This is a genomic window from Streptomyces sp. HSS9-12 (assembly GCF_054963655.1).
In genome coordinates this window covers 1-14,453 of record NZ_JBUEGC010000001.1, presented here as the reverse complement: position 1 = coordinate 14,453, position 14,453 = coordinate 1, and the positions used below count along the sequence as shown (strand labels likewise).

Here is a 14,453-nt window from a genome sequence, read left to right as displayed (position 1 = left end):
GGTGCGGCATGCCCGGCGTGTGCGCCGGTGCCGGCGGTTCCCCGCACACCGGCTGGTGTGGTGGTTGCCATGCTGTTCCTTCTGTTCACGTCATCAGGCGGGTGTGGGGGCGTTGACGCCGAGGTGGCCCCGGGGGCGGCATCCGCCGAAGCTGTCGCGCAGCCGCGCCAGCAGGTGGTTGAGCTGTCCGACGTCCTCGTCGGACCACTCGTGGAGCGCGCCGGCCAGCGCCTCCACGTACCGCTCGGAGATCTCCCTCAGCAGCCGCTCACCGCTGGCGTTCAGCCGCAGCAGCCGCGACCGCTTGTCGAGCGGATCGGGCTGCCGGTCGACCCAGCCCTGCCTGGCGACATGGGCGACGTGCCTGCTGGTCACGGACATGTCTATGCCGAGCAGTTCGGCGAGCCGGCTCATCCGCATTCCGCCGTGGTGGTGCAGCAGGCTCAGTACGGCCGCAGAACCGGCTGGGCACTCGTGCGGCAGCATGCGGGCGAGGTCGCGTTTGACGACGGTGACCGCACTGAGGTGACGGGCCAGTTCCTCGTACTGGGTCTGCTCTGCCATGGGTGCTCCCGTAGGCGTCAAGTTGCTTAGGGCAACCATAAAGAGATTGGTTGCTGAAGGCAAATGAAATCCCGGGAGCTATGGAGCAAAGGAACCGAAAAGGCTCCCTCCGTCGCAGGTCACAGCGGATCGAGGCCGAGGCTGAGGTCGGCCCGGGGTTGGGCCGTACTCGCGGGTTCGCTAGGGTCCTGGCCCATGACGAACAACCCCCACGTTCCCGAGGGCGGCTACGACCCGGCGGGCAGCACCCAGATGTTCCGCGCCTTCGTCGACGAGGGCGGGGCGCAGCGTCAGGCAGCCCCGGCGACCTCGTCCGGCTCGCGCGTCGGCCTGATCGTCGGTGTGGTCGCCGTCATCGCGATCGTCGCCGCGGTGGCCTGGCTCGCCCTGAGCTGACCGGCCGACCCACCGGCTGACGGCGGGCGCTGGTCGTACGTGGCCCCCGGCGGGGCCTTACGTCCATCGACGTCGATGTCCTGGGTCTCGATGTGCATGCCCAGCGGCACCCGCCAGGCGTCCAAGCACACCGTCCAGGTCGGTCTTCTTCGTACGCTCCCCGCCGCCGACCGCCAGATAGCCGTCGTCCCCGCCGCTCCCGTCCCCGCAGCCGGCCAGCAGCACGCCCAGGCACAACGCGACCGCCGAGCCGGCGACGGCCGCGCTTCGGCGGCCAGTCGTCGTCCGTCGCATCGGCAGACTCGGCTGACGATCCGTCAGCTGGGAATGTGGCAGGGGCACCCGAGTAGGCTGCCTGCGGCAGTTCAGTCCGAAATCAGACCCTCCCGCAGCTGTGCGAGCGTACGGGTCAGCAGCCGTGAGACATGCATCTGCGAGATGCCGACCTGCTCACCGATCTGCGACTGCGTCATGTTCGCGAAGAAGCGGAGCATGATGATCTGCCGTTCGCGCGGCGGGAGTTTGGCAAGCAGGGGCTTGAGCGACTCTCGGTACTCCACGCCCTCCAGCGCCGAGTCCTCGTACCCGAGGCGGTCGGCGAGCGACCCCTCACCGCCGTCCTCCTCCAGCGCGGGGGAGTCCAGGGAGCTCGCGGTGTAGGCATTCCCCACCGCCAGTCCGTCGACCACGTCCTCCTCCGACACCCCGAGGCATGCGGCGAGTTCGGGCACGGTCGGGGACCGGTCGAGCCGCTGCGACAGTTCGTCGCTGGCCTTGGTCAGGGCGAGCCGCAGCTCCTGCAGCCGGCGCGGCACCCGCACCGACCAACTGGTGTCACGGAAGAAGCGCTTGATCTCACCGACGACGGTGGGCATCGCGAAGGTGGGGAACTCCACGCCCCGCTCGCAGTCGAACCGGTCGATCGCCTTGATCAGGCCGATCGTGCCGACCTGGACGATGTCCTCCATCGGCTCGTTGCGGCTGCGGAAGCGGGCCGCGGCGTACCGCACCAGCGGAAGGTTGAGCTCGATGAGAGTGTCACGGACATACGTACGCTCCGGGCTGTCCTGGTCGAGGGCGGAGAGCCGCAGGAACAGGGACCGGGAGAGGGTGCGGGTGTCGATGGTGTCGCATTCGTCGAGCACGTGCGGTGCGTCAGTGGAGAGCACCTTCGAGCTGCCCAGGTCTACGGACATGCCACCCCCTTGAGGTCGCGGGACGAGTCGCAGCGCCCCTCGTGATGAGGAACGCAGCCTCCACGTGAATACCGGAGGCAGCGCTGCGGCAAACGCGGTTTCTGCAGAATGTCACATGTCGGCAACACGCTGTAGCGCCAAGTCGACTTATCTGCGGGGAAAGTGTCCCTCGTGCCGGTTACGTATCGATCCGATTTGCGGATCTCAAGCGGGCGAAGCTCCGTGACAGCAGGCGGGAGACGTGCATCTGAGAGACCCCCAGCTCGGCACTGATCTGGGACTGCGTCAGATTGCTGTAGTAGCGCAGCAGAAGGATGCGCTGTTCGCGCTCGGGCAACTGGACGAGCAGATGGCGCACCAGGTCGCGGTGCTCGACTCCGGCCAGCGCCGGGTCCTCGTAGCCGAGCCGGTCCACCAGCCCGGGCAGCCCGTCCCCCTCCTGGGCCGCTTCCAGCGAGGTCGCGTGATACGAGCGCCCGGCCTCGATGCAGGCCAGGACGTCCTCCTCGGCGATGCTCAGCCGCTCCGCGATCTCGGCGGTGGTGGGTGAACGGCCGTGCAGCACGGTCAGGTCCTCGGTGGCACCGTTCACCTGCACCCACAGCTCGTGCAGCCGGCGCGGTACGTGCACGGTCCGCACGTTGTCCCGGAAGTAGCGCTTGATCTCGCCGACGACGGTCGGCATCGCGAAGGTGGGGAACTGTACGCCGCGCTCCGGGTCGAACCGGTCGATCGCGTTGATCAGCCCGATCGTGCCGACCTGGACGACGTCCTCCATCGGCTCATTGCGGCTGCGGAAGCGGGCGGCGGCGTAGCGTACCAGCGGGAGGTTCGCCTCGATCAGAGCGGCGCGCACGCGCGCGTGCTCGGGCGTCCCGGGCTCGAGGCCGGACAGCTCCTTGAAGAGCACCTGGGTGAGTGCTCGGGTGTCCGCGCCCTTGCTCTCGCGCGCCTGGCCGGCACCCTCGCCCGGGGGCGGTGGCGCTCCGGGCGCAGTACGGGCCGACGCGGTCATGCCACCCCTTCGGTGTCCTCCGGCAAAAGCGGTCATAGCATCACAAGACATGTCCACTGTGTGCAAGCACCGTAAAACACCGTGTTGGCGGCAAGTTGGGGCGATTGGCGGCATGTAAACAGGCCCCTTCATCGAGGTCCCCCTGCCCTTCGACGCGGGGGAACTTCGGATGAGGGGCCGCCGGCCGCTCCGGCTCAGAACTCGTAGTCGGCGATCACCCAGGTGGCGAATTCTCGCCACTGCGCGACACCCGCCTGGTGCGCCGGGTGGTCCAGATAGCGCTGGAGGGCGTCGCTGTCGGCCACGGCGGAGTTGATCGCGAAGTCGTACGCGATGGGGCGCTCGCTGATGTTCCAGCCGCACTCCCAGAACCGCAGCTCCGGGATCAGCTCGCCCAGCTCCTGGAAGGCCCGTACGCCCGCCACGACCCGCGGCTCATCGCGCTCGACACCGTCGTTGAGCTTGAAAAGGACCAGGTGGCGGATCATCTGCGGGCCTTTCTCGTGGCTGACGCCGGCCGGTCAGTTGTTGACCAGCTGGGTCATGAACTCGCCGACGCCCTGCGCGGCGGTTGAGATGCCCTGGAACCCTACCCCCACCAGCTCGGCCGCCCGCGCGGGTGAGGTGATGATCGTGTACAGCACGAAGACGACAAGTATGTAGAGCGAGATCTTCTTCGCCTGCGCCATGCCGTGCCGCCTCCCCTGCCGTGGATTCTCGGCCGCCTGATTCCCGCACGTACGGTCGCGTGAGTCTATCCACACGATCGGATGAGAGGGATGGGCGGTCCCTGCGGCAATTCGCTCTCACCCGGCCAAACCTCGATGAACGTGTCCTTTCGTCCGGTCGTGTGCCTGGCCCCCTGGCGGCGGGCGGGCGCTCATCCTGGCGCTCCCCGTGGGGACAGCACGAAAGGCTCCGCCGACCAGGTTCGGCGGAGCTCTTCACGACAGCCATGGCGGCAGTGACCGCGCTCCGTATGAGCCTCCCTCAGTCCCAGGTGACGGTGCGTAACCGATCGTCAAGGGGTCCGAGGATGTTGGGGCCAGGTCGCGCCGGGGTCTTATGAATTCCTCCTTACGGTGCGCGATCCGGTCAGTCGCGCTTCAGCGCGCCGAGCGCGCGAGCCTCGCGCAGAAGCGCGTTATTGGCGCGCTTCACGGACGCGAGCCCTTCAGAATTCTGTTCGATGAGCCGTTTCTGGTAAGCGGATTCAACGGTGAACCATATGCCGATAAGATTAGTGCCCGTCTTGCATGCGATATCGGCCTTGGCCGCGTTTACTCCCTCGGCTGAATCTCCCTCACGGAGCCTCGGGTCGCCGAGTGGTGCCAGCGGATCGGCGTAGTCATAACCGCGCTGGGACATGCACTCAGACCACTTCTTGATTGCCTTTTGGACCCGGGAGTCCCGCTGCGACCGGTTGAACGAATCGAGCGACAGCTTTTGTGGCAGATCCGGCTCCGACATGGCGTCCGAGTTTCCGTTGAGGCGGTCTCCCGCCTCACTCGCACATCCGCCCGTTGGGACTTTTCTTCCCTTGATGGTCGATCTGCCCTTGCCGAAGAGAACGGTCTCGGCATCGGGACTGAGGTCGGGTCTGCTCGGGCGCGGCTGGGCGGCTGGGTCCCGGTCGCCGAGTCCATAGCCGTACTTGGCCGCGAGCTTCGTGTCGGTGATTCCGTACCGGCGCTCGGTCTGAGTGCGGGGACCGTATTCCCCGGTGGGCTGCTCCACCCGGTAGTGGAATCCGAATCCCTCCATGCAGTGATCGATGAGCACGACACGGGCGCGGTCCAGAGCGCGCAGCTGCTGCGTGGTGAGGAGATAGTCCTGCAGGGGCAGCCGGAGGTCGGTGCTCGTGAGCAGCACCGGAGTCGACGTGATCTCCGGCTCTGGCGTTCCGCTGGCCTGATCGCTCTCCTTGGCGGAGCAGCCGACGAGGAGCAGGAGCGCGGCACACGCCCCGATCAGGCTGCTGGCTCGTTGGCAACCGTGCATGGGCATCGTGAACTCCGCGCTCCCTAGTAGAGTGAGAAACGACTGGTGCTCTGCTCAGCTGCAATGAGCAGAGCACCAGCGTGATTCGGTCAGGCGTAGTACGCCGAGGAGACCGTGTTCTTGTAGGTGGTGCCGAGGTTGCCGGACGCGCCCGAGCTCACGTACCCGCAGGTGCCGCTGTAACCGGGGTTGGTGCAGACCCACCAGGTGAACGTGTCGCGGTTCCAGGCCGACTCGGTGTTGTTGTTCGCCGAGATCCCGGTGCCCGGGAACACGTCGTTGCCGAAGTCCGAGTCGGAGAAGTACAGGTCGAAGACCGGACGGCCGAAGTTGCTGAGGTAGTAGAGGCCCAGCTCGCCGACCTCCACCACGCCGTTCTTGTGGGTGGCCGCCTCCGCCGTACCTGCCGACGCGAGCCCGAGTCCACCGAGCGCGGCCAGCGCTGCCGCGGTCGCGGCGATGCGACGCACCTGCCGCTTGATACCGTTGTTCATCTTGCCCCCAAGATGCTGTTTGCTGTGCTCGGCCAGGCCGACCGAGCGCTACAAATAGCACCAGAGCCCGGGACCGGACAGCTATTGGCCCTTGGGACAGTTCTGCGAATGGTATGCAGAGGCAACCAAGCAGGCCTGCAACCGTGTTTCTACCGCGAGCTTGTTCAAGATGCTCGAGACATGCGCCTTCGCTGTTCTCTCGGTGATGAAAAGTGCCCGAGAGAGATCGCGATTTGACAGACCTCCGGACATCAGGAGGAAGACGTCCCGCTCTCGATGGCTGAGCAAGTGGACTCTCTTGAGAGCTGCGTCAGCTATGCCCGCGCCACTGTTCTCGGCGCGGGCTGAATAGAAGGCGCAAATCGGGCAGTTGTCGAAAGACTCCCCCACTGTTTCCCCCCGAATTTTTCGACCGCTGGGTGCGGGCCCAAGTCCCGATTTCCCCAGATCGGGACCCAGCGCAGCAATGCGTCATTGAACCTTACTCTCCGTCATCCCGCGCCGACTAGCCCTCGCAAGGACAGAATGGATTCACGGTGAAGGTCTGGACCAGGCCGGATCTCGCGGGTGCGTCACCCTGCGGGCAAGGTGACCTCGACCTCCAGGCCACCGCCCTGGCGCGGCGTCGCCGTCGCATCCCCGCCGTGAGCTCGCGCCACCGACCGCACGATCGACAGCCCCAGCCCCGTGCCCTGGGCGGATCCGACTCGGTCGTTGAGTCGGCGGAACGGCTCGAAGAGCGCGGGGACCTGGTACGGGGCGATGTCGGGGCCGGTGTTCGCCACGGTGAGCCGTACGGTGTCACCGTCACGGCCGCTGGTCACGTGTGCCCACCCGCCGTCCGTGTTGTAGCGGATGGCGTTGTGCACCAGGTTCTGCGCCAGGCGCTCCAGCAGCACCGGATCGCCCTGCATCGGCGCCGGGCCGACCTCCCAGGTCAGGGTTGTGCCCGCGCTCCGTGCCTCCGGCGCGGCGGCGTCCATGGCCCGGTTCACCACATCCGACAGGTCCAGTGCGACCGGCTCCGCCACCCGGTGCTCGGAGCGGGCGAGGGTCAGCAGCCCGTCGATCAGCCGCTCGTGCCGGCCGTTCACCTCCAGCAGGACCTCGCCGAGTTGGCTGACCTGCGGCGGGGCGTCCGGCCGGCTCATCGCCACCTCCAGCAGCGTGCGATTGATGGCCAGCGGCGTCTTGAGCTCGTGGGAGACGTTGGCGGCGAACCTGCGCTGGCTGTCGAAGGCCGCGTCCAGGCGGCACAGCATGTCGTCGAAAGTGTCGGCGAGTTCGCGCAGTTCGTCACGCGGGCCGGTCAGCTGGATCCGCTCGTGCAGATTGCGGTCCGCGACCCGGCGCGCCGTGGAGGTGATCCGGCTGATCGGCCTCAGGGCGCGCCCGGAGACGGTCCAGCCGATCCACAGACCGCCGACGGCGAAGATGCCGAGGGCCTGGGCGCCACGACTTATCAGCGGGTTCAGCGTCCGCTGACGGAAATCGTCCCGGAGCGCCTGGACGGTCTCGGTCATCCGCTCCTTGAGGGCCGCGGTCTTGCGCTCGTCGGTGTCGGAGGCGGGCGGCCGGTTTCCTGCCGCATCGGTGCCCCCGGTCGCCCCGGTGCTCGCGTCCGAGCCCGCGCTCCCTCCCGACGGCGGCGCGGGAGCCGTCGACTCCACCGCGCTGACCGCCGGCCCCGTCGGCGGGGTGATCGGCTGAGTGGCGATGATCCTGTCGAGCAGCAGATACGTCACCGTCAGCAGGGCGGCACCGGCGAGCAACACCAGGCCGCCGTACAGCAGGGTCAGCCGGACGCGGATGGTCCAATTGCGCAGACTCATGGGATGCGATACCCGAAGCCCGGTACGGTCTGCACGACTTGTGGAGCGCCGAGCTTGCGGCGCAGGGTCATCACCGTGACGCGTACGACGTTGGTGAACGGGTCGATGTTCTCGTCCCAGGCGCGTTCCAGCAGCTGCTCGGTGCTGACCGCGGCGCCGTCGCCCCGCAGCAGCTCCTCCAGTACGGCGAACTCCTTGCGGGAAAGCGAGACGTACCGGCCGTCGCGGAAGACCTCGCGTCGCCCGGGGTCGAGCGAGATGTTCGCCCGGATCAGCACCGGCGGGGTGGCGGGCCGTGCCCGTCGTCCCAGGGCCCGTACGCGAGCCACCAGTTCCCCGAAGGCGAACGGTTTGGGCAGATAGTCGTCGGCGCCGAGCGAGAGCCCCGCGATGCGGTCGGTGACCTCACCGGCCACCGTCAGCATCAGCACCCGGGTGTCGTACCGCGCCTCGACCACCGCGCGGCAGACGTCGTCGCCGTGCACTCTCGGCAGATCCCGGTCCAGTACGAGCACGTCGTACTCGTTGACGCCCAGGCGCTCCATCGCCGCCGCTCCGTCGTAGGCGACGTCCACGGCCAGCGACTCACGCCGCAGGCCCTCGGCGATCGCCTCCGCCAGCAGCTCCTCGTCCTCTACCACCAGCACCCGCACAGCAGACCCACCCCCAGTCGGTTCTGTGATGCTGCCCGATCACCCATAAGGCACTCATAAGCGCCCATCCTGACAGCGGCCTTACATCCCCTGCGCTGTCATCCCAAAAACTGACAGGGGAGGCATCAGACGATGGTGGGACAACGACTCCGGATGCTCGCGGCCGTACCGCTGTTCGCACTCGCGGCAGGACTCGCCGGGTGCGGCGGGAGTGAGGACGGGCCGAGGGTGGCCACCGCCGAGCGCACGCCGTCCGCGGGCCGCTCCGCGCACTCGGCCGCGGGCGACGACGGGGACAAGCAGGTGCGGGAGTACGTCGCCTGTATGCGGGCCAAGGGCGTGGTGATGGTGGAGACCGCCGAGGGCCTGCCGCAGGTGGACAAGGAGCACACCCCGCTCAAGAAGATCAAGGAGGCGGCCGAGAAGTGCCGCGAGCTGCAGCCTGTCGCCACCGCGCCGGCGAGGTTGTCGCCCGACGACATCGAGAAGCGCGGCCGGTATGCGGCGTGCATGCGCAAGCACGGACTGCCGGAGTATCCGGATCCGGACCCGCAGACCGGTGAGACCGAGATGGACGACGAACTCGCCGAGAAGATCAAGTCGAACCCCAAGACCCGCGCGGCCCTCGAAGCCTGCCGCGGCTTCGCCCCCGCGAAGGGCGGGTCGGTGGTGACCGGCGGATGACCGAGGACGGACGGCGGCGCCGCATCCGGTTCCTGGCGGGCGGAGTGGCGCTGGTGGTCACCGCAACGGCCGCCGCCGTGGCGGCCGTCAGCGGCGCCGACGGCGCCCACCGGCCCGAGCACCTGGACGGGCCCGCGGCGACGACCCGCATCGTCCGCCAGACGCTGACCGAGTCGACGACCGTGGAGGGCGAACTCGGCTACGGCGAGACCACTCCTGTCGAGGCGAAGGGCACCGGAACGGTGACCTGGCTGCCCGGGGTCGGCAAGGCCGTCGGTCGCGGGGATGTTCTGCTGCGGGTCGACAACCGGCCCGTGCTGCTGCTCTACGGCTCCATGCCCATGTACCGCCGGCTCGCCAGGGGTGCCAAAGGGCCGGACGTGGCGCAGTTCGAACGGAATCTGCGGGCGTTGGGCTACACCGGGTTCGCCGTGGACGACAGGTTCAACGAGTGGACAGCCGCCGCGGTGAAGCGCTGGCAGGCGAACCTGGGCATCCGCAGGACGGGCTCCGTCGGGATCGAGCAGGTCGTGTACGGGCCCGGCCCGGTGCGGATCGCCGAGCACGCGGTACGTGTCGGGGCCTCGGCAGGTGCGGAGGCGCTGCGGTACACCGGCACCACCAAGCTGGTTACGGCGGACGTCCGCCTGGCCGACGCCGACTGGGCGGTCAAGGGGGCCAAGGTCGAGGTGGGGCTCCCGAACGGCAGGACGGTCCGCGGCACGGTCACGAGCACGGGCGGCGAGGTGACCTCCGGTGACGGGTCCGGTGACGGCGGGGGCGGCTCCGGCGGGGGATCGGGGGACTCCGGCGACACCGGCGGCTCCGGGGGATCGGGCGGCTCCGGGGCCGGCTCCGAAAGCGGCGGTGGGGAGGCCACCGTACGGGTCACCGTCGCCCTCGCCGCGCAGCGGCCGGTGCGCGGCCTCGCATGGGCGCCGGTCGACATCCGGTACACCGCCGACACGCGCAAGAACGTCCTGACCGTGCCGGTCGCGGCGCTGCTCGCCCTCGCGGAGGGCGGATACGGCCTGGAGGTCGTCGAACCCGGGCGAGGCGGGGGGAGGCCACACAGCCGGATCGCCGCAGTGCGGACCGGGTTGTTCGCTGGGGGCCGTGTCGAGGTGAGCGGGCCGGACATCAGGGAGGGGCAGAGGGTGGGGATGCCAGGATGAACGTGGTCGGACTGCACGGCGTCTCCAAGGTCTATCCCGGCGGCGTCGAAGCGTTGCGCGACGTCGACCTGTCGGTCGAGTACGGGGAACTCCTCGGCATCGTCGGCCCCTCCGGTTCGGGCAAATCGACGATGCTGCATGTGATCGGCACGCTCGACTGGCCTTCGGCCGGCCGGGTGTTCATCGACGGACACGAGATCTCCCGGCTGTCGGACCGTCAGGTATCGGCGCTGAGGGCTCGCCGGATCGGCTTCGTCTTCCAGCAGTTCCACCTCGCTGTCGGGGTGTCGGTGCTGGACAACGTGGGCGAGGGCCTGCTGTACGCCGGGGTGCCGCTGCGTGAGCGGCGGCGGGCGGCGGCGGTGGCGCTCGAACGCGTCGGCCTGGACCACCGGCTCGGTCATCTCCCCCACCAGCTGTCGGGCGGCGAGCGGCAGCGGGTGGCCATCGCCCGGGCCGTCGTCGGGGAACCGGCGCTGCTGCTCGCCGACGAGCCCACCGGCAATCTGGACTCCTCCTCGGGGGCGGCGGTGATGGCCGTCCTGCGGGATCTGCACGCGGTCGGCACGACGGTCGTGGTGATCACTCATGACCGGGAGCTGGCGGCCCAGTTGCCGCGGCAGGTGCGGATGCGCGACGGCCGCCGGGAGCCGACGCCCGAGCCGGCGGAGGGCAGAGTGCCATGACCGGGCCGCACGAACTGGTCCACGCGCGGCTGCGTCCCGCCGATGTCGCCCGGGTTGGGGCTGCCGGGCTGCGCACCCGTCCGCTGCGGGTCGTCCTTTCCGCGCTGGGCATCGCGATCGGTATCGCCGCGATGCTCGCGGTCGTTGGGGTCTCCAGCTCCAGCCGGGCCGATCTGGATCGCGTCCTGGGCCGGCTCGGGACCAACCTGCTCAGCGTCAGCCCGGGCAGCACCATGTACGGCACATCGGCCAAGCTGCCGAAGAGTTCGGTCGCCATGGTCGCGCGGATCGCGCCGGTCCGCTCGGTCTCCGCGGTGGGCCGGATCGATGCGCACGTCTACCGCAACGACCACATCCCCGGCGGGCAGACCAACAGCATCGAGGTGGTGGCGGCCCGCACCGACCTGGCGGGCACGCTGGGCAGCCGCGTCGGCTCGGGCGCGTGGCTCAACGACGCCACCGGCCGCTACCCGGGGGTGGTGCTGGGCGCGCAGGCGGCCCGTCGCCTCGACGTGCGCTCCCCGGGGGTGCGGGTGTGGCTGGGCGGGGAGTGGTTCAGCGTCGTGGGCATCCTCGAACCGGTGCCGCTCGCCAGGGAGCTGGACCGTACGGCCCTGGTGGGCTGGCGCGCCGCCGAACGGTACCTGGGCTTCGACGGGCATCCCACCTACCTGTACGTGCGGTCGGCCGACTCGTCCGTGGAGGCGGTGCGCTCCGTGCTCGCGGCGACCGCCAACCCGCAGGCTCCCACCGAGGTACGGGTGTCCCGGCCCTCGGACGCCCTGGCGGCGCGCCGGGCCACCGACAGGACCCTGAGTGCGCTGCTGCTCGGGCTGGGCGCCGTCGCTCTGCTCGTCGGCGGCATCGGCGTGGCCAACACCATGGTCATCTCGGTGCTGGAGCGCCGCTCGGAAATCGGCCTGCGCCGGTCCCTGGGGGCGTCGCGCGGCCAGATCCGGCTGCAGTTCCTGGCCGAGTCGCTGCTGCTCTCAGCGCTGGGCGGGACCGGCGGCGTGCTGCTCGGCTCGGTCGTGACCGCCGGCTACGCGTCCGCACAGGGCTGGCCGACGGTGGTCCCGTTGTGGGCGGTGACGGGCGGGCTCGCGGCCACCTTGCTGATCGGGGCCGTCGCCGGTCTCTACCCCGCCGTCCAGGCCTCGCGGCTGTCCCCGACGGAAGCGCTCGCCATGCCCTGAAGCCGCCCGGAGCGCACCTGTTGGCGGATCCTGTCCCGCCCCCATAGGACGAAGGGCCCGACTCGTGAGAGCCGGGCCCTTCGTGGGGTGCATCGCACAGCGGTAGCGGTGGGATTTGAACCCACGGAGGAGTTGCCCCCTCACACGCTTTCGAGGCGTGCTCCTTAGGCCGCTCGGACACGCTACCGAGAGAGAGCTTAGCGGACGGGGGGCCGTGCTCCGAAATCGGAATCGGATCGGCGGAAGAAGCGGGTCAGCAGGTCGGCGCACTCTTCGGCGAGGACCCCGTGGATGACCTCGGGCCGGTGGTTGAGCCGGCGGTCCCGTACGACGTCCCACAGCGAGCCGGCCGCGCCCGCCTTCTCGTCCACCGCGCCGTAGACCACGCGGTCGACCCGGGACAGCACGAGGGCGCCTGCGCACATCGTGCACGGCTCCAGCGTGACCAGCAGCGTGCAGCCGGACAGCCGCCACTGCCCGAGCGCCCTGGCCGCCTCGCGCAGCGCCAGTACCTCCGCGTGCGCGGTCGGATCGCCGGTCGCCTCGCGCTCATTGCGCCCCCGCCCGATCACCTGGCCGTCCGGGTCCAGCACGACGGCGCCGACCGGCACGTCCCCGGTCTCCGGGGCCCGCAGGGCCTCGTCCAGCGCCAGGCGCATCGGCGCGCGCCAGGGGTCGCGCAGCGGATCGGGGCGTACGGGAGGGGAAACGTCCATGGGGACAGTGTCGGGCAGCGCCCGGCGGTGCGGACGCCGGGCGTGGTGCTGCGGGGACTGCGGCGGGGACTGCGACGGGGACGAAGCGGTGGCTAGCGGACCGCCTCCAGCACGTCCATGCAGCCCAGCGCGTCGGCGATCGAGCTCAGCGCATCGCCGTCCAGGGCCAGCAGCTGCTTCTCGGACACGCCGAGGTCCTCCAGGAGGAGGGCGTCTCCGAGGGGCCCGGAGGGCACAGCGGCCTCGGCCGCGGCGTCCTCGTCGTCCCCTTCGGGTTCTCCGTCCTCCGTACCGTCCAGGTCGAGGCTGTCCAGGTCGTCGACGTCCTCGTCCCGTCCGAGCAGTTCGTCGGTGAGCATGGCGCCGTACGAGCTACGGGCGGCGGCGGCCGCATCCGAGATGAAGATGCGGGGGTCCTCCTCGCCGTCCACGCGGACGACGCCGAACCACGCGTCCTCCTGCTCGATGAAGGCCAGCACCGTGTCATCGTCGACCGACGCCTGGCGGGCCAGGTCCGCCAGATCGGCCAAGGTCTCCACATCGTCGAGCTCTGTGTCGCTCGCTTCCCACCCGTCTTCGGTGCGCGCGAGCAGTGCGGCGAAGTACACCGTGACTCTCCCACTGGTCAGAGGCGTGTGCCGGGGCGTGGTCGGACAGGGGGCTCCCCTTGCCCGCCCATCGGAATCGTGACAGAAACATGGCGTTCGCGAGAGGTCTTCCGCTGTGCGTCGTGCTCCAGTCCTGCAACCGGCCCTCTGCGCGACCGCCCGGGGCGGGCCAAGGAGCCGGTTGTCGTCGGGGGGTTACCAGCGGAAAGTTCGCATCCGCACCTGTTGCCGCATTCGGGCGGCCCGGGCGCGGCGTGGCTGTACACGGGCGCGCAGCTCCCTGGCCTCGTTCAGTTCACGAAGAAACTGCGCGCGCCGACGGCGCCGGTCCGTGTCGCTCTCCGGCGCCGGCTCGTCACTGGGCTGGTCCTGGTCCGGCATGGGCCACACCTCCCCGGGGCCGGGTCCACTGGCCCGGCGCGGCTGACCTCGGTCCCCCAAGGCGAAGTCCCCCAGCCGTTCGGCGGGGGGACCCCAGGGGGTACGTGTGTACCTGCCCACTTTCCCCCGAACAGGTGGTTTGGCGCCAGCGGAAGCACAGACTGCCGTCGGCCTGGGCGCCCGCGCGAGGCGTCGCGGGCCTCGGTTACTGTCAATGCCATGCGGATCCACGTCGTCGACCACCCGCTGGTGGCGCACAAACTCACCACCCTGCGCGACAAGCGCACCGACTCCCCGACCTTCCGGCGGCTCGCCGACGAGCTGGTGACCCTGCTCGCGTACGAGGCGACCCGCGATGTGCGCACCGAGCAGGTCGACATCGCCACCCCGGTAGCGGCCACGACCGGCGTACGGCTGGCCCGCCCGCGTCCGCTGGTGGTGCCGATCCTCCGGGCCGGCCTGGGCATGCTCGAGGGCATGGTGCGGCTGCTGCCGACCGCCGAGGTCGGCTTTCTCGGCATGATCCGCGATGAGGAGACGCTGCAGGCCTCCACCTACGCCACCCGGATGCCCGAGGACCTCTCCGGCCGCCAGGTGTACGTCCTGGACCCGATGCTGGCGACCGGCGGCACGCTCGTCGCGGCGATCAGGGAGCTGATCGCGCGTGGTGCGGGCGACGTCACCGCGCTGTGCCTGCTCGCGGCGCCCGAGGGCGTGGAGGTCATGGAGCGGGAGATGGCGGGCACGCCGGTCACCGTGGTGACGGCCGCGGTCGACGAGCGGCTCAACGACGTGGGCTACATCGTCCCGGGCCTGGGCGACGCGGGTGACCGTATGTACGGGGCGGCCGACTAGT

Annotated in this window: 20 protein-coding genes and 1 tRNA gene; 6 read left to right on the top strand and 15 right to left on the bottom strand. The window is 69.8% G+C overall.

Features of this window, described 5'->3' with window-relative positions:
- Positions 1 to 93 precede the first annotated feature (93 nt).
- Positions 94 to 564 (bottom strand): MarR family winged helix-turn-helix transcriptional regulator, encoded by a 471-nt coding sequence (locus ACY34J_RS00105; protein WP_462724183.1) that lies wholly within the window; start codon positions 562 to 564, stop codon positions 94 to 96.
- 195 nt (positions 565 to 759) lie between these two features.
- Here ACY34J_RS00105 and ACY34J_RS00100 point away from each other — a divergent pair, with 195 nt between their 5' ends.
- Complete coding sequence (locus tag ACY34J_RS00100; RefSeq protein WP_462724182.1) at positions 760 to 960, top strand: hypothetical protein; 201 nt, start codon at positions 760 to 762, stop codon at positions 958 to 960.
- A gap of 57 nt (positions 961 to 1,017) precedes the next feature.
- Here ACY34J_RS00100 and ACY34J_RS00095 read toward each other — a convergent pair whose 3' ends face one another.
- The 10 genes from ACY34J_RS00095 to ACY34J_RS00050 form a co-directional block, all read right to left on the bottom strand.
- Positions 1,018 to 1,254, bottom strand: coding sequence for a hypothetical protein (locus ACY34J_RS00095; RefSeq protein ID WP_462724181.1), 237 nt, complete (start codon positions 1,252 to 1,254; stop codon positions 1,018 to 1,020).
- A gap of 71 nt (positions 1,255 to 1,325) precedes the next feature.
- Complete coding sequence (locus tag ACY34J_RS00090; RefSeq protein ID WP_462724180.1) at positions 1,326 to 2,156, bottom strand: RNA polymerase sigma factor SigF; 831 nt, start codon at positions 2,154 to 2,156, stop codon at positions 1,326 to 1,328.
- A gap of 178 nt (positions 2,157 to 2,334) precedes the next feature.
- Positions 2,335 to 3,171, bottom strand: a complete 837-nt coding sequence (locus tag ACY34J_RS00085) for an RNA polymerase sigma factor SigF (protein WP_462724179.1) — start codon at positions 3,169 to 3,171, stop codon at positions 2,335 to 2,337.
- A 194-nt stretch (positions 3,172 to 3,365) separates the two neighbouring features.
- Entirely contained in the window at positions 3,366 to 3,659 is a 294-nt protein-coding gene (locus ACY34J_RS00080; RefSeq protein WP_462724178.1) for a Dabb family protein, read from the bottom strand.
- A gap of 33 nt (positions 3,660 to 3,692) precedes the next feature.
- Entirely contained in the window at positions 3,693 to 3,860 is a 168-nt protein-coding gene (locus ACY34J_RS00075; RefSeq protein ID WP_462724177.1) for a hypothetical protein, read from the bottom strand.
- Positions 3,861 to 4,266: 406 nt separating this feature from the next.
- On the bottom strand, positions 4,267 to 5,178 hold the full coding sequence (locus tag ACY34J_RS00070; protein WP_462724176.1) for a hypothetical protein: 912 nt from the start codon (positions 5,176 to 5,178) through the stop codon (positions 4,267 to 4,269).
- 83 nt (positions 5,179 to 5,261) lie between these two features.
- On the bottom strand, positions 5,262 to 5,666 hold the full coding sequence (locus ACY34J_RS00065; protein ID WP_462724175.1) for a hypothetical protein: 405 nt from the start codon (positions 5,664 to 5,666) through the stop codon (positions 5,262 to 5,264).
- An 81-nt stretch (positions 5,667 to 5,747) separates the two neighbouring features.
- The gene (locus ACY34J_RS00060; protein ID WP_462724174.1) at positions 5,748 to 6,056 is read right to left on the bottom strand and encodes a LuxR C-terminal-related transcriptional regulator; all 309 of its coding nucleotides are present in this window, start codon (positions 6,054 to 6,056) and stop codon (positions 5,748 to 5,750) included.
- A gap of 182 nt (positions 6,057 to 6,238) precedes the next feature.
- Complete coding sequence (locus tag ACY34J_RS00055) at positions 6,239 to 7,498, bottom strand: sensor histidine kinase (protein WP_462724173.1); 1,260 nt, start codon at positions 7,496 to 7,498, stop codon at positions 6,239 to 6,241.
- Positions 7,495 to 8,151: a response regulator transcription factor gene (locus ACY34J_RS00050; RefSeq protein WP_462724172.1), complete on the bottom strand. Its 657-nt coding sequence runs from the start codon at positions 8,149 to 8,151 to the stop codon at positions 7,495 to 7,497. Before ACY34J_RS00050 ends, ACY34J_RS00055 begins: the two co-directional genes overlap by 4 nt.
- A gap of 132 nt (positions 8,152 to 8,283) precedes the next feature.
- Between ACY34J_RS00050 and ACY34J_RS00045 the strand changes: the two genes are divergently transcribed.
- Genes ACY34J_RS00045 through ACY34J_RS00030 form a run of 4 tightly spaced genes read left to right on the top strand, consistent with a single transcriptional unit; the run spans position 8,284 to position 11,892 of the window.
- The gene (locus tag ACY34J_RS00045; RefSeq protein WP_462724171.1) at positions 8,284 to 8,835 is read left to right on the top strand and encodes a hypothetical protein; all 552 of its coding nucleotides are present in this window, start codon (positions 8,284 to 8,286) and stop codon (positions 8,833 to 8,835) included.
- On the top strand, positions 8,832 to 10,010 hold the full coding sequence (locus ACY34J_RS00040) for a peptidoglycan-binding protein (RefSeq protein ID WP_462724170.1): 1,179 nt from the start codon (positions 8,832 to 8,834) through the stop codon (positions 10,008 to 10,010). Before ACY34J_RS00045 ends, ACY34J_RS00040 begins: the two co-directional genes overlap by 4 nt.
- A complete protein-coding gene (locus ACY34J_RS00035; protein ID WP_462724169.1) occupies positions 10,007 to 10,696 on the top strand; it encodes an ABC transporter ATP-binding protein in 690 nt (229 codons plus the stop codon). The genes ACY34J_RS00040 and ACY34J_RS00035 overlap by 4 nt, the downstream gene beginning before the upstream one ends.
- Complete coding sequence (locus tag ACY34J_RS00030) at positions 10,693 to 11,892, top strand: ABC transporter permease (protein WP_462724168.1); 1,200 nt, start codon at positions 10,693 to 10,695, stop codon at positions 11,890 to 11,892. Before ACY34J_RS00035 ends, ACY34J_RS00030 begins: the two co-directional genes overlap by 4 nt.
- 100 nt (positions 11,893 to 11,992) lie before the next feature.
- On the opposite strand, the gene ACY34J_RS00025 is transcribed toward ACY34J_RS00030, so the two are convergent.
- The 4 genes from ACY34J_RS00025 to ACY34J_RS00010 form a co-directional block, all read right to left on the bottom strand.
- A tRNA-Ser gene (locus ACY34J_RS00025) sits at positions 11,993 to 12,079 on the bottom strand.
- Between the two features lie 10 nt (positions 12,080 to 12,089).
- Entirely contained in the window at positions 12,090 to 12,608 is a 519-nt protein-coding gene (gene tadA / locus ACY34J_RS00020; RefSeq protein WP_462724167.1) for a tRNA adenosine(34) deaminase TadA, read from the bottom strand.
- Positions 12,609 to 12,700: 92 nt separating this feature from the next.
- Complete coding sequence (locus ACY34J_RS00015) at positions 12,701 to 13,216, bottom strand: tRNA adenosine deaminase-associated protein (protein ID WP_462724166.1); 516 nt, start codon at positions 13,214 to 13,216, stop codon at positions 12,701 to 12,703.
- A gap of 195 nt (positions 13,217 to 13,411) precedes the next feature.
- Positions 13,412 to 13,597: a hypothetical protein gene (locus ACY34J_RS00010; RefSeq protein WP_462724165.1), complete on the bottom strand. Its 186-nt coding sequence runs from the start codon at positions 13,595 to 13,597 to the stop codon at positions 13,412 to 13,414.
- A gap of 219 nt (positions 13,598 to 13,816) precedes the next feature.
- Between ACY34J_RS00010 and upp the strand changes: the two genes are divergently transcribed.
- Positions 13,817 to 14,452, top strand: a complete 636-nt coding sequence (upp, locus tag ACY34J_RS00005; protein WP_462724164.1) for a uracil phosphoribosyltransferase — start codon at positions 13,817 to 13,819, stop codon at positions 14,450 to 14,452.
- The last annotated feature ends 1 nt before the right edge of the window (position 14,453 follow it).